This is a genomic window from Sulfitobacter sp. (genome assembly GCF_036960155.1).
In the GTDB taxonomy this organism is placed as follows: Bacteria; Pseudomonadota; Alphaproteobacteria; order Rhodobacterales; family Rhodobacteraceae; genus Sulfitobacter.
This window is the reverse complement of sequence record NZ_JBALWB010000002.1, coordinates 585,571-606,156: the sequence shown is the minus strand read 5'-3', so window position 1 is coordinate 606,156 and position 20,586 is coordinate 585,571. Positions and strand designations below refer to the sequence as shown.

Annotated in this window: 24 protein-coding genes; 12 read left to right on the top strand and 12 right to left on the bottom strand. The window is 54.1% G+C overall.

What is annotated here, in order from left to right; translation table 11 throughout:
- Positions 1-35 precede the first annotated feature (35 nt).
- On the bottom strand, positions 36-1,091 hold the full coding sequence (locus tag V7775_RS09550; protein WP_335751655.1) for a translation initiation factor 3: 1,056 nt from the start codon (positions 1,089-1,091) through the stop codon (positions 36-38).
- 180 nt (positions 1,092-1,271) lie between these two features.
- On the opposite strand from V7775_RS09550, the gene infC reads away from it, so the two are divergent.
- Together infC and V7775_RS09540 are read left to right on the top strand one after the other, a co-directional pair.
- Entirely contained in the window at positions 1,272-1,841 is a 570-nt protein-coding gene (gene infC, locus V7775_RS09545) for a translation initiation factor IF-3 (protein WP_335751762.1), read from the top strand.
- Between the two features lie 172 nt (positions 1,842-2,013).
- A complete protein-coding gene (locus tag V7775_RS09540) occupies positions 2,014-2,523 on the top strand; it encodes a GNAT family N-acetyltransferase (protein WP_335751654.1) in 510 nt (169 codons plus the stop codon).
- A 145-nt stretch (positions 2,524-2,668) separates the two neighbouring features.
- Here the strand turns inward: V7775_RS09540 and V7775_RS09535 are convergent, their stop codons facing one another.
- The 7 genes from V7775_RS09535 to V7775_RS09505 all read right to left on the bottom strand — a co-directional run bounded on the left by V7775_RS09535 (position 2,669) and on the right by V7775_RS09505 (position 9,268).
- Entirely contained in the window at positions 2,669-3,052 is a 384-nt protein-coding gene (locus V7775_RS09535) for a metal-dependent hydrolase (RefSeq protein WP_335751653.1), read from the bottom strand.
- Between the two features lie 136 nt (positions 3,053-3,188).
- Complete coding sequence (locus tag V7775_RS09530; RefSeq protein WP_335751652.1) at positions 3,189-3,980, bottom strand: FAD binding domain-containing protein; 792 nt, start codon at positions 3,978-3,980, stop codon at positions 3,189-3,191.
- 98 nt (positions 3,981-4,078) lie between these two features.
- Positions 4,079-6,442, bottom strand: a complete 2,364-nt coding sequence (locus V7775_RS09525) for a xanthine dehydrogenase family protein molybdopterin-binding subunit (protein WP_335751651.1) — start codon at positions 6,440-6,442, stop codon at positions 4,079-4,081.
- Between the two features lie 89 nt (positions 6,443-6,531).
- Positions 6,532-6,708 (bottom strand): hypothetical protein, encoded by a 177-nt coding sequence (locus V7775_RS09520; protein ID WP_335751650.1) that lies wholly within the window; start codon positions 6,706-6,708, stop codon positions 6,532-6,534.
- Between the two features lie 3 nt (positions 6,709-6,711).
- Positions 6,712-7,197 (bottom strand): (2Fe-2S)-binding protein, encoded by a 486-nt coding sequence (locus V7775_RS09515; protein ID WP_335751649.1) that lies wholly within the window; start codon positions 7,195-7,197, stop codon positions 6,712-6,714.
- A gap of 116 nt (positions 7,198-7,313) precedes the next feature.
- Positions 7,314-8,303, bottom strand: a complete 990-nt coding sequence (locus V7775_RS09510; protein WP_335751648.1) for a molybdopterin-binding protein — start codon at positions 8,301-8,303, stop codon at positions 7,314-7,316.
- On the bottom strand, positions 8,300-9,268 hold the full coding sequence (locus tag V7775_RS09505; RefSeq protein ID WP_335751647.1) for an XdhC family protein: 969 nt from the start codon (positions 9,266-9,268) through the stop codon (positions 8,300-8,302). The genes V7775_RS09510 and V7775_RS09505 overlap by 4 nt, the downstream gene beginning before the upstream one ends.
- Before the next feature lie 148 nt (positions 9,269-9,416).
- Here V7775_RS09505 and V7775_RS09500 point away from each other — a divergent pair, with 148 nt between their 5' ends.
- The 5 genes from V7775_RS09500 (at position 9,417) to V7775_RS09480 (ending at position 12,755) form a co-directional block, all read left to right on the top strand.
- On the top strand, positions 9,417-9,653 hold the full coding sequence (locus tag V7775_RS09500) for a BolA/IbaG family iron-sulfur metabolism protein (protein ID WP_335751646.1): 237 nt from the start codon (positions 9,417-9,419) through the stop codon (positions 9,651-9,653).
- A 4-nt stretch (positions 9,654-9,657) separates the two neighbouring features.
- Positions 9,658-10,020 carry a hypothetical protein gene (locus V7775_RS09495; protein ID WP_335751645.1) on the top strand — a complete coding sequence of 121 codons (363 nt, stop codon included), beginning with the start codon at positions 9,658-9,660 and terminating at the stop codon, positions 10,018-10,020.
- Positions 10,017-10,379, top strand: coding sequence for a Grx4 family monothiol glutaredoxin (gene grxD, locus V7775_RS09490; protein WP_335751644.1), 363 nt, complete (start codon positions 10,017-10,019; stop codon positions 10,377-10,379). Before V7775_RS09495 ends, grxD begins: the two co-directional genes overlap by 4 nt.
- A gap of 454 nt (positions 10,380-10,833) precedes the next feature.
- A complete protein-coding gene (locus tag V7775_RS09485) occupies positions 10,834-11,691 on the top strand; it encodes a LysR family transcriptional regulator (protein ID WP_335751643.1) in 858 nt (285 codons plus the stop codon).
- A 209-nt stretch (positions 11,692-11,900) separates the two neighbouring features.
- Positions 11,901-12,755, top strand: a complete 855-nt coding sequence (locus V7775_RS09480) for a DUF481 domain-containing protein (RefSeq protein ID WP_335751642.1) — start codon at positions 11,901-11,903, stop codon at positions 12,753-12,755.
- Positions 12,756-12,875: 120 nt separating this feature from the next.
- On the opposite strand, the gene V7775_RS09475 is transcribed toward V7775_RS09480, so the two are convergent.
- A complete protein-coding gene (locus V7775_RS09475) occupies positions 12,876-13,268 on the bottom strand; it encodes a cell division protein ZapA (protein WP_335751641.1) in 393 nt (130 codons plus the stop codon).
- Positions 13,268-13,759: a hypothetical protein gene (locus tag V7775_RS09470; RefSeq protein ID WP_335751640.1), complete on the bottom strand. Its 492-nt coding sequence runs from the start codon at positions 13,757-13,759 to the stop codon at positions 13,268-13,270. The genes V7775_RS09475 and V7775_RS09470 overlap by 1 nt, the downstream gene beginning before the upstream one ends.
- A gap of 257 nt (positions 13,760-14,016) precedes the next feature.
- On the opposite strand from V7775_RS09470, the gene tkt reads away from it, so the two are divergent.
- Together tkt and V7775_RS09460 are read left to right on the top strand one after the other, a co-directional pair.
- On the top strand, positions 14,017-16,032 hold the full coding sequence (gene tkt, locus V7775_RS09465; protein WP_335751639.1) for a transketolase: 2,016 nt from the start codon (positions 14,017-14,019) through the stop codon (positions 16,030-16,032).
- Between the two features lie 240 nt (positions 16,033-16,272).
- Positions 16,273-16,452: a hypothetical protein gene (locus V7775_RS09460; protein WP_335751638.1), complete on the top strand. Its 180-nt coding sequence runs from the start codon at positions 16,273-16,275 to the stop codon at positions 16,450-16,452.
- A 117-nt stretch (positions 16,453-16,569) separates the two neighbouring features.
- On the opposite strand, the gene V7775_RS09455 is transcribed toward V7775_RS09460, so the two are convergent.
- Positions 16,570-17,541, bottom strand: coding sequence for a DUF808 domain-containing protein (locus V7775_RS09455; protein WP_335751637.1), 972 nt, complete (start codon positions 17,539-17,541; stop codon positions 16,570-16,572).
- 188 nt (positions 17,542-17,729) lie between these two features.
- Here V7775_RS09455 and gap (V7775_RS09450) point away from each other — a divergent pair, with 188 nt between their 5' ends.
- From gap (V7775_RS09450) to gap (V7775_RS09440), 3 genes are all read left to right on the top strand, one after another.
- Positions 17,730-18,731 carry a type I glyceraldehyde-3-phosphate dehydrogenase gene (gene gap / locus V7775_RS09450; RefSeq protein ID WP_335751636.1) on the top strand — a complete coding sequence of 334 codons (1,002 nt, stop codon included), beginning with the start codon at positions 17,730-17,732 and terminating at the stop codon, positions 18,729-18,731.
- A 58-nt stretch (positions 18,732-18,789) separates the two neighbouring features.
- Positions 18,790-18,933, top strand: coding sequence for a hypothetical protein (locus V7775_RS09445; protein ID WP_335751635.1), 144 nt, complete (start codon positions 18,790-18,792; stop codon positions 18,931-18,933).
- A gap of 109 nt (positions 18,934-19,042) precedes the next feature.
- Entirely contained in the window at positions 19,043-20,038 is a 996-nt protein-coding gene (gap, locus tag V7775_RS09440; RefSeq protein WP_335751634.1) for a type I glyceraldehyde-3-phosphate dehydrogenase, read from the top strand.
- A 5-nt stretch (positions 20,039-20,043) separates the two neighbouring features.
- Here gap (V7775_RS09440) and coaD read toward each other — a convergent pair whose 3' ends face one another.
- The gene (gene coaD / locus V7775_RS09435; RefSeq protein ID WP_335751633.1) at positions 20,044-20,535 is read right to left on the bottom strand and encodes a pantetheine-phosphate adenylyltransferase; all 492 of its coding nucleotides are present in this window, start codon (positions 20,533-20,535) and stop codon (positions 20,044-20,046) included.
- Between the last annotated feature and the right edge of the window lie 51 nt (positions 20,536-20,586).

Here is a 20,586-nt window from a genome sequence, read left to right as displayed (position 1 = left end):
GAAGGAGCGGCTTTTATCGCAATAAGCGGATTGGCTTACATGCCAAGCGCTTCGCGGATTTTGGTCAAAGCAGCAGACAGCAACTCTGGGTTGTCCTGCGCTGCATCCAGACCCTTGGTCAGAACAGTTTTCTGAAGCGTACCCAAATCAGAAGCATCAACCATGCTTGTCACTTTTTCGAGGTTGAAACCGTCAACGGTAAACAGCTCGGACATTGCGCTGGTCTCAGAAACGGCAGCTGCCGTATCTGTTGCTGCTTCGGCAGCTTCGGTCGCCGCTGTGGCTGTATCTGTTGCAGTTTCAACTGCTTCAGTTGCCGCATTTGCTGTATCTGTCGCTGTTTCAACTGTTTCGGTTGCTGCGGCGGTTGTGTCTGTGACTGCTTCAACAGCGTCTGACGCCGCTTCGGTTGTCGCAGAAACTGCGTCTGTCGCTGCAGATGCTGCATCGCTTGCCGTGTCTACGGCTGTATCAACTGCTGCTTCAGCTGTGTCTGCAACAGCTGTCGCCGCATCGCTTGCTGCTTCTGTTGTTGCATCAACTGCTGCATCGGCTGTGTCTGCAGCGGCTGTAGCTGCGTCGCTGGCTGCTTCTGTTGTTGCATCAACTGCTGCATCGGCTGTGTCTGCAGCGGCTGTAGCTGCGTCGCTGGCTGCTTCTGTTGTTGCATCAACTGCTGCATCGGCTGTGTCTGCAACGGCTGTCGCTGCGTCGCTTGCTGCTTCTGTTGTTGCATCAACGGCTGCTTCGGCTGTCTCTGCAACCGCTGTGGCCGCGTCGCTTGCTGCTTCTGTCGTTGCTTCAACGGCTGCTTCGGCTGTCTCTGCAACGGCTGTGGCCGCGTCGCTTGCTGCTTCTGTTGTTGTTTCAACGGCTTCTTCAGCTGTCTCTGCAACTGCTGTCGCTGCGTCGCTTGCTACATCTGCGGCCGCATCAACTGCGTCACCTGCGGCAGAGGTTGTTGCCTCAACAGCCGATGTTGCTGTTTCAGATACATCAGATGCTATTTCCTGAACGCTGCGCCCGGAAAAGAGCATATAGCCCCCAACACCAATAATTGCCGCAACGACGATCCAAACGAGATTCTTCATAGGTACTTCCTCTTAATTCTCTCAGCACTGCATGGCAGAACACCACCGCACTTGTTATTGGCGCTGAAATGCGCGTCCAAACTAACATATTCAAGGGGAAATTGCAGTGCAGTTGCGCAAGGTAGGATGATTTTCGCCTTGAACGGCGGGCAATGGGTGTTTACCTTGCAAAACTGGTAAATCAGCCATCAAAGGACAACCATCATCGCTCGTAGACCACATAACGCACCGCCGCAACGTGACACCGGCCCGCGCGTCAATGAAAACATCCGTTCAAACGAAATCCGCCTGATTGGCGCAGATGGCGAAAACGCAGGCGTTGTCACTCCTGCCCGCGCTATGGGTATGGCAGAAGAAGCAGGGCTAGACCTTGTGGAAATCTCACCAAATGCCAATCCGCCAGTTTGCAAAATCATGGATTTCGGCAAGTTCAAATACGAGACCCAAAAGCGCGAAGCTGAAGCTCGTAAAAAGCAAAAGATCATTGAGATCAAAGAGGTCAAGTTCCGCCCGAACACTGACACCAATGATTATGAAGTGAAAATGCGCAACGTCTACAAGTTCCTCGAGAACGGCGATAAGGTCAAAATCACCTTACGTTTCCGGGGCCGCGAAATGGCGCACCAGAACTTGGGCCGTGAATTGCTTGAACGTGTTGCAGCAGATACCAAAGAGCAGGGCAAGGTCGAGAACTTCCCCAAGATGGAAGGCCGCCAGATGGTCATGCTGATCGGGCCTCTTCCTAAGTAGGTTGATCTCGAATCACAAAGAATTCTCAAGTCGCCCCGAACCAGATTGGTCGGGGCGATTTTCGTTTTGTGGCCCCCATTTTTAACAAACCTCAGTAGGCCTCGCTTAACTTCATACATTTTTCTGACAATTTCGATTTCACCTCCGCACCTGTAACTGTCATGTTTCAGGCATGACCCTCAGAAGATCACAATTATCAGACGCCTCAAGCATCGCCGCCATTTCGATCGAAGTATGGATCGTCACTTACCTCAAGCAGGGCGTGAGCGCCTTCTTTGCAGATTATGCGTTGAGTGAATTCACCAAAGCAAAGACCCAAGCACTCATCTGTGATCCTACGCAGTTCATTCTGGTCTCTGAAAATAGGGACGGCATTGACGGCTTTATGCGTATATCCTCTGCGAGCAAAGCTCCGGTGGATGGTTGTTCAGAAATGGAAATTTCGACACTTTATGTTCAGCCACGTCATCACGGCAAGGGTATTGGGAAACGACTGCTAAACGCGGCACTTCAGTATGCCCGTGATAAGGAAGCCAAATCTGTTTGGCTGACAACAAATGCGGAAAATACGCCAGCAATCGCTTTTTATCTATCACAAGGCTTTGATCAGGTTGGTGAGACCCACTTTTGCATCCATGAAGAGGCCTATCTGAACAACGTCTACTTGTACTTGCTCACCTAAGATCAAACGCAGTCAAGGTGCCACGGTTTGTTCATCCCCGTCCCGCGGCATTTCGTTTGCGCACCAACACGGCAGCCGCCGCCAAACAGATCGCGAGCTCAGCTGCAAAAGTCCAATGAAAGACAAAGTTCCAAACCCATCACCCCTAGCGGGCGGGAACCTCAACAACATTGAGATGCATATCAGAAAATGGCTTCAACCAATAAATCTCAGCAGCTAAGCTATCTAGAAACATGTGTAGTGTCAGGCACACCAAACCTACCAAAATGTACGCCTTCATCCACGGCTTGTTGGTAATCCACGAAAAGAACCACGCCGCCAACGCAAGGGCACACCAGAACAGTGGCCAGTGAAAGATATACGCGTGATGCGCGGTCTGGCGATTATCGACCAGATAAAACCAAAGCAAATCCAAGTCAGGTAAGATTGAGCAACCGATTCCAAAAGCTAATAGGCGAAATCTGTTGGTTTGTTTTTGTGCGATGAGGTTTGATGCCAAATATCCAGCAGGGATTTGTGCAATAAACATATTTCACCTCAACCTATTCATCAAAACCATAGTCTAATGCCCTGATCACCTACGACCGATCTAAACCCTGCCCCTAAAAGGCAAATAGCCGCGCAGTGCTGCGCGGCTATCTATCATATCGAATCGAGCTTGCAATTTAGCCTGTGATGGCTGCAACAGCCCGTTTGGTCATCACGCCAACCAAATGCGCGCGGTATGTGCCCGTGCCATGCAAGTCACTGATCATCTCCGAACCATCCGCAGAGAGGCCAGCAACCGCATCTGCGCTAAAGTTGCTGTTCAGAGCTGCTTCGGCTTCGGTCCAACGGAACACGCCATTTTCAGACGCACCCGTTACAGCAACACGCACGCCGTCCGCGAATTTGGCCACAAACACAGCAACCAGCGGAAAACGTGACGCAGGCTGTAGGTGCTTTTCGTAATGCGCTGCCTCAGGGATCGGGAACTTCACTGCGGTGACGATCTCGCCCTCTTCCAGTGCGGTGTCGAACATGCCTTGAAAGTAATCGTCGGCCGCGATCTCACGGGTGTTGGTGACCACGGTTGCGCCAGACGCAAGCACACCCGCAGGATAGCACGCGGATGGGTCATTGTTGGCAACCGAGCCACCAATTGTACCACGGTTGCGCACAGCCGGATCACCAATACGTGCCGCAAGTGAGGCAAGTGCAGGATAGCTGGCTGCAGCTTCAGCCGCCACAGTTGCGTGGGTTGTCCCACCACCAACAGAAAGCGTCGCGCCGTCTTTTGAAACGCCTTTCATTTCGGCAATACCGTGCAGCGACACCAGCACCGAAGGTGCTGCAAGGCGCGCCTTAAGCGTTGGGATCAGTGTTTGGCCGCCACTCAGCGGTTGCGCCTCGTCGCGCGACAATGCCTGCACCGCATCAGCGATGGTGCTGGGCATTTCAACATCAAAATTATACATCTTGTCTTCCTTTCAGGTGCGGCATCGCGCCAATGCACCCTTTTCAAATCTCAATGCACAATCGATGCCCCGATTTGGGCCACCGATTGCAATTATACTCAGCTGTTCATCGCTTCCCAGACGCGGTGCGGTGTCACAGGCATGTCGATATGGCCGACATCCTTACCGCCCGAGCGCATAGCATCCAAAACCGCATTGACCACCGCCGGAGGAGAGCCGATTGCCCCTGCCTCGCCGCAGCCCTTTACGCCCAATGGATTGTGCGTACACGGTGTCTGGCACGAGTGATCGACGTCAAATAACGGCAAATCAGACGCACGCGGCATCGCGTAATCCATGTAGCTAGCGCTGAGCAGTTGACCATCGCTGTCGTAGGCACAGTTTTCCAGCAGTGCCTGCCCGATCCCTTGGGCGATACCGCCGTGGACCTGACCGGTTACAATCATCGGGTTCACAATATTCCCGAAATCATCCGCAGCCGAGAACCGCTCGATTGTGACCTGACCTGTTTCTGGATCCAGCTCGACCTCACAGGCATAGGCGCCTGATGGATAGGTAAAGTTTGACGGGTCATAAAACGCAGTCTCTTCGAGGCCTGGTTCGATCTCTTCCAGCGGATAGTTGTGCGGCACATAGGCGGCCAGTGTCACTTCGCCCCAAGCGACGGATTTATCCGTGCCTGCAACAGTGAATGCACCGTCTTTCAGCTCAACATCGGACTCGGAAGCCTCCAGCAAGTGGCTGGCGATCTTGGTGGCCTTTGCGATGATCTTTTCTGTGGCGCGCACCATGGCAGAACCACCTACCGCTAGGGAGCGGGACCCGTAAGTACCCATGCCCATTGGTGTGTTGGCCGTGTCACCGTGCACAACCTCGACCATATCCTCCGGGATGCCGATCATCTCGGCGACCACTTGGGAGAAGGTCGTCTCATGCCCCTGCCCGTGGCTGTGGCTGCCTGTCATAACAACAAGGCCGCCCGTGGCGTTCACACGCACTGTGCAGCTTTCAAACAGGCCCGCACGTGCGCCCAGTTGCCCAACAAGGTTGGACGGCGCAATACCGCACGCCTCGATGTAGCAGTTCACGCCAAAGCCGCGCAGCTTGCCCGCAGCCTCGGATGCGGCGCGGCGCACTGCAAATCCGGGGATGTCGGCCATCTCTTCGAGCTTGTCCATCGTCGCAACATAATCGCCCGTGTCATATTCCACAGCAACTGGCGTGGCGTATGGGAACTCCATGATAAAGTTCTGGCGGCGCAGTTTGATCGGATCAACCTTCAGCTCATGGGCTGCTTTATCAACCAAACGCTCTAGCTGATATGTCGCCTCGGGGCGACCAGCACCGCGATACGCATCAACCGGCACCGTGTTGGTGAAGACGGCTTTTACGTTCACGTAGATCAGCGGCGTTTTATAGTTCCCCGCCATCAATGTGCCGTGCAGCCAGGTAGGAACAGACGGTGCAAAGGTGCTGAGATACGCGCCCATGTTGGCGTAGGTATCCGTGCGCAGAGCGGTAAAGTTGTTGTCTTTGTCCAGCGCCAGCTGAATCTTAGTCACGTGGTCGCGGCCATGCGCGTCTGACATGAACGCCTCGGAACGTGACGAGGTCCACTTAACAGCGCGGTTACACACTTTGGCTGCGAAGGTCACAAATGCTTCTTCCTGATAGTGGAAGATTTTTGTGCCAAAGCCGCCGCCAACATCAGGCGCAACAACACGCAGCTTATGCTCTGGGATGCCCAGCACAAATGCGCCCATCAACAGGCGAATAACATGCGGGTTTTGGCTGGTGGTGTAGAGCGTGTGATCACCAGTGCCACGGGCGAAATCACCTACGGCCACGCGCGGCTCCATCGGGTTGGCCACAAGACGGTTGTTCACCAGCTCAAGGGTGGTGACATGCGCCGCCTCTTCAAACGCGGCATCAACAGCGCCTTTGTTCTCTTCAACAAAGCCCCAGTCATAGCACAGGTTCGACGTCAAATCGTCGTGCACCTTTGTTGCGCCTTCTTTGACCGCTTCTTTCATGTTCACCACGGCGGGCAATTCTGAAATATCCACGTTGATCGCTTCGGCGGCGTCGCGGGCCTGCTCTAGCGTTTCGGCGACAACTGCTGCGATCGGCTCGCCTACGTGGCGGACCTTGCCATCGGCCAGCACAGGGTGGCGCGGCTCTTGCATTGGTTCGCCGTGTTTATCCGTGATCTGCCAACCACAAGGGACTGATCCCACTTCAACAAAATCAACGCCTGTGAAAATCTTGACCACACCGGGCATGCCGTCAGCCGCGGATGTGTCCACGCTGTTGATCGTGCCATGCGCAATGTCCGAGCGCAGGAAAAACACATGCGCCTGACCGTTTACGTTGATGTCATCCGTATAGTTGCCTTCTCCGGTCAAAAACCGGACGTCTTCGCGCCGCTTACTGCTGGCACCGATACCAAAATCCTTAGGCATTTTTATTCCTCCCTAGGGCCAGTCCGCAAATGCGCGACCCAATCAGTAATGAATTTCAACACAACCGCCTTGTTGGCAGACGGATGTGGCTATTTTTGATACACGCCAAAGTGAACAGCATCTGGATCACTACAGATACCAAACCGCCCAAATTCGGGAGCACCAGCGCCCATCTTCATCTTTGCCCACCCCATCACCGATGTGACAAAGGCGGTTGCAACAGCGGCATCTTGCGTGCCGACCATGATGAAGCGCGGGCTACTCACTGCTTATTCAGCCGCTATCGCGCCAACGTCCTGACCGGATGCAGCCATGATCGCCTTAACGATGTTGTGGTAGCCAGTGCAGCGGCAGATGTTGCCGTCCAGATAGTGGCGCACGTCTGCTTCTGTTGGCTTGGGGTTGTCTTTCAACAGCGCCGCCGCAGACATCACCATACCCGGGGTACAGAAACCGCATTGCAGGCCGTGGTGGTCCTGAAACGCCTGCTGGATTGTATTGAGTGTACCATCTGGTGCCGCTTGGCCCTCGATTGTGGCCACTTCGGAACCTTCGGCTTCCACCGCTAGCATGGTGCAGGATTTAACGGCAACGCCGTCTACATGCACAACGCATGCGCCACATTGGCTGGTGTCACAGCCAACGTGTGTTCCCGTCATTCCCATATTTTCGCGCAAGAATTGGACCAGCAACGTGCGACCTTCGACATCGCCGGACGCGGCCTTGCCATTCACGGTCATCTTAACCTGTGTCATTCATGTCCTCCCAGACTTCTCATAATTTGTGTCATTGAAGGGGAGTTAAGCATGGCTCCGGCGGGTTGAGAACTAAAAAATTTCCTTGACGTTGGATCATACCACCCAGTTTTGCGTCAGTTGCGGGCACGGCGCGGTTGTGGGCGTGTCGGAATTTCTTTTAACAAGCCACCTACACCCATCGCGGCGATATCTTGTGACGTTACGTCAATGCCGCAGGCCACACGCGACAGAACCCAATCTGCACCATTGAGCGCTGGCGAACGCGCACAGCCCGGCAAACCGATCACCTGCTGATCCCCCAGCGTACCCAAAAATAACAAATTTCCGGGATCTACTGGCATGCCAAATCGCGCGACTTGCCCACCCGCCTGAACCAATGCAGCAGGTGCCACATCGGTGATGTCAGAGGTGGCTGATCCGGACAAAATCAAAACCAATGGCGTGTCCGCCGCTTTTATCTCTGCGGTTAATGCGTCTTGAGTATGCGGCACCATTTGAACCGATGTCAGCGCAACATCTAACGCGGTGAGGCGGTCCTCAATGGCCTGCTTGCCCTTATCCCCGGCCCCACCAGGGATTTCGGTGATGATCAACGTTGCAGATGCCAGCGCAGGACCAGCAAGTCGCGCAGCGCCGCGCGCTTTTTCGACCGCAATATCCAAGGCGGTCTGGGGGATCGCATATGCGATAATTTTGATTGTCGCGACCAAATCGCCCGCCCGCAATTGGTGGTGTGCCGGAACCGTCGCAACCGTAATCATGGGATCAACCCCGTTCACGGCATCCAGTGCAGCCACATCCAGCACCGCTACTCCGGCGGTTTCAGCGATCAGATTAACCCGCCCGGTAAAGGCGACGCTGCGTCGCAAACCAGCACTGCCCTCCAATAACGCGTCCGCGACCGCATCTGCAGCGGCATTTTCTGCCACGTCATCCTTTTCCAGCTGTGCCACGATAACATCAGAATGCCCCGCAGCCTCAAGGGCCGCAATATCGTCCTGACCCAGCACAACGCCTTTTCGCAACCGCCCCTTTGGCAGGGCCATAGAGTGGGCCAAAACGGTGCCAAGCGCTGAAGATGTCGCAACTGAGCCAAACTTCATGGGGTGCGTAACACTTCGATCATTTGTGCAAGAATCGACACTGCAATCTCGGAAGGGCCAGATGCGGCAATGTTCAGGCCTACAGGCCCGTGAATTCGTGCGATGGTGTGGGGATCAAATCCCGCTTCGGACAGGCGTTCAATCCTGCCGGCGTGGGTGCGCGTTGACCCCAACGCGCCAATATAAAACGCGCCAGATCGCAACCCAACATGTAACGCCGGATCATCCAGCTTGGGGTCGTGGGACAGCAGCACCAATGCTGTGCGGGTATCAATACCTACGTCCTCGATTGCAGTATCAGGCCAATCATTGATAACCCGCGCGCCCGGAAAACGCGCTTCAGAGCCGAACGCTTCGCGTGGATCAATCACAACAGGATCAAAGCCCGCGATCTGAGCCATAGGCACCAATGCTTGGGCAATGTGAACCGCGCCAACAACAATCAACCGCAATGGCGGGTTGTGAATTGCCACAAATGTTTTGCCGTCTTCCTCAACACCTGAACGGTCCTTGCGAAAGCGGTCCTCGTAGCCCTCGGACACCAGCGCGTGCTGCGTTCCCTCAAGGGTCACGCGATAAGCCACCGGGGTAGAGGCCGCGCGGGCTGCAACCAGCGCTTCCAACATCTCTTGGGGCATGCCACCTGCCCCGATCGGCTCAACCAAGACGCGGATATTACCACCACAGGCCAGACCAACCGCAAAGGCATCTCCGTCACTGATGCCGTATTCCAGTAGCTTTGTTTCGCCGTCTTCCAACGCCTCCAGTGCTTCAACCACTACAGCGCCTTCAACACAGCCCCCCGAGACAGAACCTTCCATTTCGGCGGCATCTGACACAACCATTTGGGCGCCTACACGGCGCGGCGCAGAACCCCATGTCTCAATGACAGTGGCAAGGGCTGCACGTTTGCCTGCGCGGATCCAAGCAAGTGCTTGTTCCGGTGCGCCTGAAATAGATTGCATCTGCGGTATCCTTCCTTGGAACCTTAGGAAACTTGAAATGGTAGCGTCTGACATTACGCGTTTCGGAACAAGGTAGGATCGTGTTCCCTTGCACGCAAGCCCTCCCCCTACTACATCTAAATTAACAGAGCCAAAAGGAAGACCACCCATGCCCATGCAAGCCAGTGAAATCGAAGACCTTCTGCGCATCAGCTTTCCGGACGCCCAGATTGTGGTCGAAGGCAACGACGGTGTGCACATGGCTGCGATGGTAACCGACGAGAGTTTCCGCGGCAAAAACCGTGTGCAGCAACAGCGCGCCGTATACGCAGCCCTAAAGGGCAAGATGGATGGCACGAACGGCGATCTGCACGCGCTAGCCCTCACCACGAAAGTACCGGGGTAAACACATGTGGGTTTGGATATTGGGAGCAGCGTTGCTGGGTGTCGTGGGAGTTTGCGTATCGCAATACCGCGCGGCAAGCCGCAGCTATGTCCCTCTATCCAAACGCCAACCTCACCGTAGCCCAGCAAACAAAAAGCCCGCCCTCGGGCATGAAGCATTAGACATGACTGGCGTCTACCGGACCCAGCGCATTCACCAAGGCCTAGAGCGGACCACGATGCCTATGCCACGTGTTTTCAGCCGCAAAGACGCCCCCGAAAATGACATTATCAATCCAGAAGGCCTCGCCTTGCCGGATGATGAAACCTATAGCGCGCGGTACCACACGGCGTTCCACAAAACTAAGAACAAGGACCAGACCCAATGAGCGATGCAAATCAAACCATCAAAGACGCAGTCACCGGCAACGATGTCGTTCTGTTTATGAAGGGCACCAAAGAAATGCCGCAGTGCGGTTTTTCGTCGCGCGTTGCTGGCGTGCTGAATTACATGGGCATTGAGTATGCGGATGTGAACGTTCTGGCCGATGAGACAATCCGCCAAGGCATCAAGGATTTTTCCGATTGGCCCACCGTTCCCCAGCTATATGTCAAAGGCGAATTTGTTGGCGGCTGTGACATCATCACCGAAATGACCCTATCTGGCGAATTGGACACATTGTTCACAGATAACGGCGTGACCTTCGATAAAGACGCCGCAGATAAGATCCGCGAAGCCAACGGCTAAATTTTTGGCATCCAGACACGAAAAAGCGCGCCCCATTCGGAGGCGCGCTTTTTTTATGCCCAATTGTATCTAGCGCTTACTTAAGCCGCGGGCCCATAAATCTATTTCAGAGAAAATTTGCCCAAATGTACTGCAAGCTTGCCAGTACCAATGCTGTGTTTCGAGCGATTCACACTCCAAACCTCATTACCCCAACCGCAGTGCCAATGCCTCGTCCTGTTGGGTGTTCCAACACAAAAACACCTATTTCCATCAAATCAACGGCAATCGTTTTATGGGTATTAAACGCCCCAAGTTCCCTTCGACGCTGTCGCGTTTGTATGGCTGATATGGCCAAATCGATGCCCTGCAGACACCTGCTTGGCATTGCTGAGATTGGTACATCAGAAATCCAATTCTCAGGAACACCAATTCGAATGACACTTAAAACGCAACTATCTTATGGATATGCATTATGGACATCACTCTGATCAAAACCTTTATCGAGGTCGCCAACACAGAGTCATTTGCGGCCGCTTGTGACCGCCTGTTTGTCACTCAATCCGCCGTCAGCCTGCGCATTCAACGGCTCGAGGACAGCTTGGGCCATCCCCTTTTCACACGGTCTAAGGCGGGAGCAATCCTGACACCAGAGGGCGCGCAGTTTGAACGTTATGCCCTTAGCCTGCTCAGAATCTGGGAAGAAGCGCGTCAACAAATCGCAATCCCCGCAGGTTATAACCGCTCTCTCTCACTTGGAGGGCAGTATTCACTATGGCCGCGCTTGGGGTTTCAATGGTTGGACCGTTTACAAGCCGCCATGCCGAAACTTAGCATTAGAACAGAACTGGGCATGCCAGACAGGTTGACGCGTTTTCTGATGGAAGGCGTTGTGCAAGCGGCCCTTATATATACGCCACAACTGCGCCCCGGCCTGTTGGCTGAAAAGGTGTTAGAGGATGAGCTGGTCATGGTCGCATCTTATCCCGATGCCTCTGTCTCTGATGCAAGTGACTATGTGCTTGCAGAATGGGGTCCGGAATTCACCCAAGCTCATGCTTTGGCCCTGCCCCATCTCACAAATTCGGGCCTCACCATGAACCTTGGCGCACTGACGGGCGACTATATCGCAAACCGTCGCGCCAAAGCGTACCTTCTAAAGCGGTCAGTGCAGCACCAATTAGAGACGGGAAACTTGCATATTGTGGCGGACGCGCCACGTTTTAGCCACCCATCATGGATTGTTTGGCGCGAAGACCTTGAGCATGATCTTGCCCAAGTAGCGCGCACGACTTTGACCGGAGTTATTCAAGAGACTGAAAACGTTTCATGAAAACTTGGCAATCCGCAATCTGGCCCGCAAGGAAGACCTCTAGACTGATAAGTCGGTCCGGATTTCAAATTTATAATACTCACTTCAAACACGAGTTTTTCGAATTTCACTCCGATCAACATCAAATCTAATTCTACCCAAGCAGAGATGCTTCCGATCGACGGCAGCCTTGCCGGACGGCGGAACAACTCCTTGAAAGGGATTGAAACATGAACATGCTAATAAAAATGGCAACTGTATCAGCGCTAGCGTTAATGGTTGGCGCCCCCGCATTTGCACAAGACTCTCTCACTGGTATCCAATCACTGAACGACCAGATCGACGATATCGCTGATAACGTAAACGACGATCTGGCCAATGGTTCGGATGCGGAACGTTATGGTACCAATGGCGTCGCACAGGGCTGGCGTGGTTCCTTTGCGCTGTCTGCTTCCGGTACATCCGGCAACACAGACAATGGCGAAGTATCTGGCGCGGGTCGCCTGACATACGGTGTTAACGACTGGAACCATTTGATCGGATTTGCCGCAGAATACGGCGAAGCAAATGGCCTCAAAAGCGAAGAGAAATTCTTTGCGACCTATGAGGGTAGCCGCTATTTCTCACAAGAATTCTATGGGTTCGGCGTGGCACGTTTTGAATATGACGGATACCTGACAGACGCAGACAACAACGGCATTGACGGATCCACAACAGACGCCTTCTTGGGCTTTGGTCCTGGGTACCGTGTGTTGAACAAAGAAAACCACACATGGCGCGTTCAAGCAGGCCCCGGTGTGCGTTACTTTAAAGACGTGACAGGCGATTCCGAAACCGAAGTCGGCTTTATCGCCACCTCGCGCTACTTCTACGGCTTCAATGATACTGTGTCATTCACGATGGATACCGACATTCTGGGTTCTGACGTGAACACAACCGTCACCAACGATGCTGGCATAAACTATAAAATGTCCAAAAACCTGTCCACGCGTGTAAGCTATCGCACAGAATACAACACCGATCCAGCAGCGGGCCTGAAATCCACCGACAACACTCTTGGGGTGTCTTTGGTTCTAGGCTTCTAAGTTAAGCAGCGACCAATACTCTTCCGGTGGTCTATGACCTCGTACCACCCGGAAGAGACTATGAAGGGAGGATGGGGAATTACATCCTCCCTTTTCTACGCGTGCTAGCCCAAACTGAGGCTAACCATTGACCTTTTCGTCTATCTCAGCGGCCAGCGATTCTGCGCGTGCTGCGATTTCGGCCAATGTGTCGGTGACCGATTGCGGGATAACGGGTACTTCGATGCGCTCTGGCTCGACCACGACATTGCGCAGACCTTCAAGTTCAGCCTCACGTTCGGCCAGCTCAGCGCGGACTTCGGCGATTTTATCTTCAACACTTGCGGTTTTATCCGCCAGCATCAGGCCAGCCATCAACAACATGCGTGCTTCGGGCATACGGCCCACTGCATCGGCCAAAACTTGGGCCTCGTCGTCCAACATTTTGGCAGCGGAGTGCAGATAGCTTTCTTCGCCCTCCTGACAGGCCACATCAAATTGGCGACCGCCGATAGAAATTTTTACCTCTGGCATTATGCGTCCTCCTGAGGGGCATTCGTGTCGGATGCGGCATCAATCAAGGGCTGAAGACTGGCAAGGATCGTTGACGTTTCAGCCACATCAGCGGCGCGAGCGGCGCGCAGCCCTTCCAGTTCGGCCAGCATCGCCTTGTTAATAAGGTGAGGTTCTCCAACACCTTCGGTGTTTGCATCCCGTAGTGCGGCGCAGGCATCGGTGAGTTGGGCGTTGGCACGGCGCACGCGCTGCAGCTCGATATCGAGCTGGGCCATGCGGGCCTCACCTTCTTCCACATGAGAGCGCAACGCAGCAAGCTCCCCTTCTGATTTTGTTCGCAGGCTGCGCACGCGCTCTTGTAGCTGTGCGTTGGCGGTGCGTTCATCTTCTAGTTGGCGCAGGGTATCTTCATCAGGGCCTGCAGATGCCGCGCCCAATTTGTCCACCCCGAACGCAACCTGATCCATGGCAGCGGTAATGCGCCGCTGAAGTTCTTCGATATCGTTCATATGCCCCTCTTCATTCTTCAACCCCGCGCCGACCTTTACACAATACGAATCGGTTCGCGCATAATATTGCAGTGATCCTACCTAAAGCGGTCAATAAATACTGCCCCCCTTTCAGAACAGCACCTTGGCGCTCAAACTTCATCCCAAACGGGGGCAAACAGCATGTTCCATGCGCTTGATCTTTCCCGCTGGCTTGATATGCAGCGCAAAACTGTCCTTTTTATGAAACTGCCCTTTTTATGAAGGAGTCCCAGCGCGTGGATCTCAAAGCTCTCCAATCTGCCCACCCCGATCACTGGTCAAAAGCGGCCGCAATTCGCGCGCTCACGCTTGATGCCGTTGCCGAGGCGAACTCCGGTCACTCCGGTATGCCCATCGGTATGGCCGATGTGGCCACTGTCCTGTTTCAGAACCACCTAAAGTTTGACGCCGCCAATCCGCTGTGGCCTGACCGCGACCGTTTTGTTCTGTCTGCGGGTCACGGATCAATGTTGATCTATTCGCTGTTGCACCTTGTGGGTGACGTTCAGTTCCCCATTGAGGAAATCCGCAACTTCCGCCAGATGGGCGCACGCACCGCGGGCCACCCTGAGAACTTTCTTGCCGATGCAATTGAAACAACAACCGGACCACTTGGTCAGGGGATTGCCAACTCGGTTGGTTTTGCCATGGCAGAAGAAATCCAGCGCGCGACATACGGTGCCAAGGTTGTAGACCACAGCACCTACGTCATCGCAGGTGACGGTTGCTTGATGGAAGGCGTCAGCCAAGAGGCGATCACCCTTGCCGGCCGTCACAAACTGAGCAAGCTGATCTTGATGTGGGACAACAACAACATCACCATCGACGGCCCTGTTACACTGTCAGACACAACTGATCAGGTTGGTCGCTTCCGCGCAGCAGGCTGGGACGTTCAGGAAATCGACGGCCACAACCCTGTTGAGATCGACGCAGCCCTAACTGCCGCGCGCAAGACCGACACACCCAGCATGATCGCCTGTAAAACCCACATTGCACTGGGCCACGCAGCACAAGACACGTCAAAGGGCCACGGCGCATTGACCGATCCTGCACAGATGGTTGCAGCCAAGGAAGCATGGGGCTGGACATCAGCACCCTTCGAAATCCCTGCCGATATCAAATCCGCATGGGAAGCCATTGGCAGCCGTGGGTCTGAAGCACGCGCCGCATGGGAAGAGCGTTTTGCAAATATCCCAGGCAACAAGCGCGATACCTTCAACCGCGCCTTGGCCGGTGAAGCACCCAAGAAACTAAGCGCTGTGATCAAAGCGTTCAAAAAAGAAATCTCCGAGAGCGCGCCGAAACTGGCAACTCGTGCTTCTTCGGAAAAAGTATTGGGCGTCATCAACCCGATCATGCCTGAAACTGTTGGCGGTTCTGCCGACCTCACGGGCTCAAACAACACCAAGACACCAGACATGGGTGTGTTCGATCTGGACAGCCGCGATGGACGTTATGTCTATTGGGGCATCCGTGAGCACGGCATGTCCTCGGCAATGAACGGTATGGCACTGCACGGTGGTGTGCGCCCCTACTCCGGTACGTTCATGTGCTTTACCGATTATGCACGCCCCGCGATGCGCCTGTCGGCCTTGATGCAGGTGCCCGTTGTTTATGTCATGACGCACGACAGTATTGGTCTGGGTGAAGATGGCCCAACGCACCAACCTGTTGAGCATCTGGCCATCAGTCGTTCAACCCCCAACACATTGGTGTTCCGCCCTGCGGATACGATTGAAACCGCCGAAAGCTGGGAAATTGCGCTGACACAAGACAGCACGCCATCTGTATTGTCCCTCACACGCCAAGGTTTGCCGACTGTACGCACCGAGCATAAGACAAAGAACCTGACCGCTCAGGGCGCCTACACGCTGGTAGATGCTGAAGGCAAACGTCAGGTCATTCTGATCGCTACAGGCTCCGAAGTTGAAATCGCGCTGCAAGCCCGTGACCTGCTACAGGCCGAAGGCATCGGTACACGCGTTGTATCCATGCCGTGTATGGAGCTGTTCGCCCAACAAGACGACGCCTATCGCAAGCGCGTTCTGCCCGGTGGTGCCGTGCGCGTCGGAATTGAGGCAGGGATTCGCCAAGGCTGGGACCAGTGGTTGCTGGGTGAGCGCGGTAAATGGGGTAAAGCTGATTTCGTTGGCATGGATAGCTTTGGTGCGTCTGCACCAGCTGGCGAATTGTACGTCAAATTTGGCATAACAGCTGCCAATGTTGCCGAAAAAGCCAAAGCGCTCCTTTAAAACATAGACGAATACGGCTTTGCGGCGGTGCCTATTTATTAGGCACCGCCGTCTTCGTTTCCAAATGAGAGACAGACCACCCCAGCCCATAGGCTAATTTGCGCCAGTTTTGCCACAATTCAGGCGATGTTCAGCCACATACCCCTCTTAAACACTGAAGGACTTGATCGGCGTTAACACTCGTTTAACGATTAAGGCACAACCTATAGTGAGCTAGAACTTTAACATGGGAGTATCAAAGTGGCCTACCTCTTGACCGCAGTAATGACAGGCGGCGTATCCGCCCTTCTTTCCCTACTCAACGGCGGCAGCTTTGCAGATGTTCTTTGGAATTATGTGGTGTTCGGTCACCTTGGCATTGTCGCACTTGCGCTTGCAGTAGTGATGTCCAGTGCCATGAGCCGCCTGCGCCACAGCTAAAGCCGCACTACTTCACGACCTTATAGTGTCTACAGACAGCTCCTGACGCCCCACAGTTCAACTGTAAGGGCTTGTCACACACATCATGAATAGCCCAATTGCCATTTCAGACGTGTGTTAAGAACTTTTAGAAAATATTTTGCGCCAGATTGGTGTCACGATCTTCTCTCCCAACGGGATGAGCAGCAGGCCCAGTATTAAGCCCAGCACACCGTCGATAGTGGCCTTAAAAACCCATTCAGTAAAGCCGGACCATCCAGCAGGTACTGCGTGGCCGATGGTATATGCCGCATCATGGATGACTTCTGCAGGCCACCCTGCACCCAGTTCTTCCAAACCATGTACAATGATCGATCCCCCCACCCACAGCATTGCGCCTGTGCCAACAACGGTCAGCAGGTGCAGAAAACCGGGCATACCCTTGACCAGACTGCGCCCTGCGGCGCGCGTGGCAGAGAGGCGCCCACGGTTGGCCATCGCCAACCCAAGGTCATCCATCTTAACAATCAATGCGACCGATCCATAGACCGCTACCGTGATCATCACGGCAACAGTGGCGAGTGTCGCGGCCTCCATCCAAAATGTGCTTTCTGGAATAGCGGCCAAAGTAATGGTCATAATCTCTGCCGAGAGAATGAAATCGGTCTTGATGGCACCCTTTGCCTTTTCTTCTTCCAGCGCTGCAGGATCTGAAATGGTTTCTGCCTTGTTCGGATGGTCCTCGTGGCCATGGCTCCACCCCAAGACATGAGCAACCTTCTCAGCGCCTTCAAAGCACAGGTACGCACCGCCCAACATGAGCAGAGGCGCAATGGCCCAAGGTGCAAATGCAGACAACGCAAGCCCGGCAGGAAGCAAATACACCAGCTTGTTGCGCAGGCTGCCTTTGGTGATGCGCCAGATGACTGGCAATTCGCGGTCGGCCTCAAAGCCTTGAACATATTTCGGCGTTACTGCCGCGTCATCAATCACAGCCCCCGCAGCCTTGGCCGATGCTTTGGTCGCCTGCCCGATTACGTCATCTACGGACGACGCCGCAACCTTGGCAATTGCGGCCACATCATCCAAAAGTGCAATCAGTCCGCTCATCTATTCGCTCCGCCAATCAGGTCCCTGAAACCTAGTGCAGGATGACAGTTTTGCCAATGCACCGCCAGCGTTACCGCTAACCTAAAAACTTTAACGCTAACATAGACTTCGCAGGCTGTATTGCCTCTGGCCCCGCCCTAGGGCAGCCGTCTATAGCGGGCCTAATCGGATCACCCAAGGAGCCTATCATGACCATCAAAGTCGGGATCAACGGTTTTGGCCGCATTGGCCGCTGCACCCTTTCGCACATCGCACAATCTGCACGTGAAGACATCGAGGTCATCAAACTCAACGCCACTGGCCCTATCGAAACGGCAGCTCACATGCTGCGGTACGACTCGGTTCATGGTCGTTTTCCTGGTGTGGTCACAATCGATGATGGGTATCTGAACCTAGGGCAAAACGACATCGAGGTCATGTCTACCTATAACCTCGAAGAGCTAGACTGGTCCGGCTGTGACGTGGTGCTAGAATGCACAGGCCAGTTTAACGATGGCAACAAAGCGCGCGCGCACATCGAACAGGGTGCAAAAAAGGTTCTGCTGTCTGCGCCAGGTAAGAACGTGGATCGCACGGTTGTGTTTGGTGTAAATGACGGCGACATGCTGGCCACTGACACAATGATCTCGAATGGCTCGTGCACTACAAACTGCCTCGCGCCACTGGCCAAGGTCATGCACGAAGCGGTTGGAATCGAAAGCGGTCTGATGACCACAATCCACAGCTACACAGGTGATCAGCCAACGCTGGATCGTCGCCACAAAGACCTATACCGCGCCCGCGCAGCAGCAATGGCGATTATCCCCACGTCTACTGGTGCGGCAAAAGCACTGGGTGAAGTCATGCCTGCCCTTAAGGGCCGCCTTGACGGCACAGCCATGCGCGTTCCTACGCCAAACGTCAGCGCGGTTGACCTGACCTTTACCGCGTCACGCGATGTCACTGTAGAAGAGATCAACCTCGCCGCTAAAACGGCTGCTGAGGGCAACATGTCCCATGTGATGGCGTATGATCCGGATCAAAAAGTCTCTATCGACTTTAACCACACTGAACACAGCTCAATCTTTGCTCCGGATCAAACCATTGTTGTTGCGGGCCGTACTGTGCGCGTTTTGGCATGGTATGACAATGAGTGGGCCTTTTCTGTGCGTATGGCCGATGTTGCCGTTGCCATGGGTAAGTTGGTCTAAGGCTTGTTGCTTTGTGTTGCCTGCCCTAAAAGGGGCAGGCAATATATAAAGGCGTGTTATGACCAACCCGATCGCAATAGTACTCGGCCTGCTGATCATCTGCGCCATCGCCGGAGATTATATATATTACGGCACTGAACACGTTGTGTTTCTGGCCAAGAAACTGACCGACCTAATCGAATGGTTGGCCTTCTGGCGCTAAATTGCGCCCTCAAAACCTGTCCATCTCTGCATCACATTATTCATCCACCTGTTGACAGCACTGCTTTGCATCGTATGTTTGCGCAAACATAGCTCAAAATAGGTACACAATGACCATCAAAATCGGAATCAACGGGTTTGGCCGCATTGGTCGCAACGTACTACGTGCTTTGATCGAAAGCGGTCGTGACGATATCCAAGTTGTCGCCATCAATGATCTTAGCCCTCCAGAAACCAGCGCACATCTGTTTGAATTTGACAGTGTGCATGGCCGTTTTGGCGGCACAGTGAAATTTGCGGATGATATGATGGATGTAGGCCAAGGCCCTATTCGTGTCAGCGCCGAACGTGATCCGGCTAAACTACCTTGGGGTGACGTTGATATCGCGCTGGAATGCACAGGCTTTTTCAATTCCAGAGATGCCGCTGCGGCGCATTTGAAAAACGGCTCAAACAAAGTTCTGATTTCCGCACCTGCAAAGGGCGATCTGAAAACAATTGTCTACGGTGTGAACCACGACACATTGACCGCCGAAGACATTATTGTCTCAAACGCGTCTTGCACAACAAACTGCCTCGCCCCTCTCAGCAAGGCGCTGCACGATGCCTTTGGGATCAAACGCGGTCACATGACCACCATCCACGCCTACACTGGCGATCAGTCGCTGCACGACGGCGCGCATAGCGATCTGTACCGTGCCCGCGCGGGTGCCGTATCCATGGTGCCAACGACAACTGGTGCGGCCAAGGCCATCGCCCTTGTTTTGCCTGAGCTAGAAGGCCGAATCGACGGCACAGCCATTCGCGTACCAACGCCGAATGTCTCTTGTGTTGATCTGGTTATTGAACTGGAACGTGACGCCACGGCAGAAGAAATTAATGCCGCCATTTCCACAGCCTCAGAAGGCATGGAAGGCGTCATGGGCACCACAACGCGCAAGCTGGTATCCATTGATTTCAACCACGACCCACACAGCTCGGTTGTGGCGCTGGACCAAACCAGCGTTCAACAGGGCAATCTGGCACGCGTCATGGCATGGTATGACAACGAATGGGGTTTCTCCAACCGCATGCTGGACACTGCCACCGTTATGGCGCGCAGCTAACGCGCTTATTTAAAGCGCGCTATCAGTTCCGAATTGACGCGGGGCGTGACGAATTTGCTCACGTCCCCGTCTAATCTGGCGATCTCTTTTACCAATTTGCTAGCGATTGCCTGATGCTGTGCATCGGCCATCAAAAAGACGGTTTCGATCTCGTCGTCCAGCTGACGATTCATCCCAACCATTTGATATTCATACTCAAAATCGGCCACTGCCCGCAAACCGCGCACAATCAACCCTGCTCCAACATCGCGGGCGCAACTGATCAGCAGATTTTCAAATGGATGCACTACAATTTCGATCCCAGTTTCTTGGGCCAGTGTCGCACATTCTTCTTCGATTAGGGCCACCCGCTCTTCGAGCGAAAACAGTGGCCCCTTGTCGCGATTGATGGCCACGCCGATCACCAATTTATCAACCAGTGATGCGGCACGCCGGATAATATCAATATGCCCCAATGTGATGGGATCGAATGTACCGGGATATAGGCCAACGCGCATGGGCGGCGCTCCTTGCTTTTAAATGCTATCGGGACCCAAGCAAGCATGCGC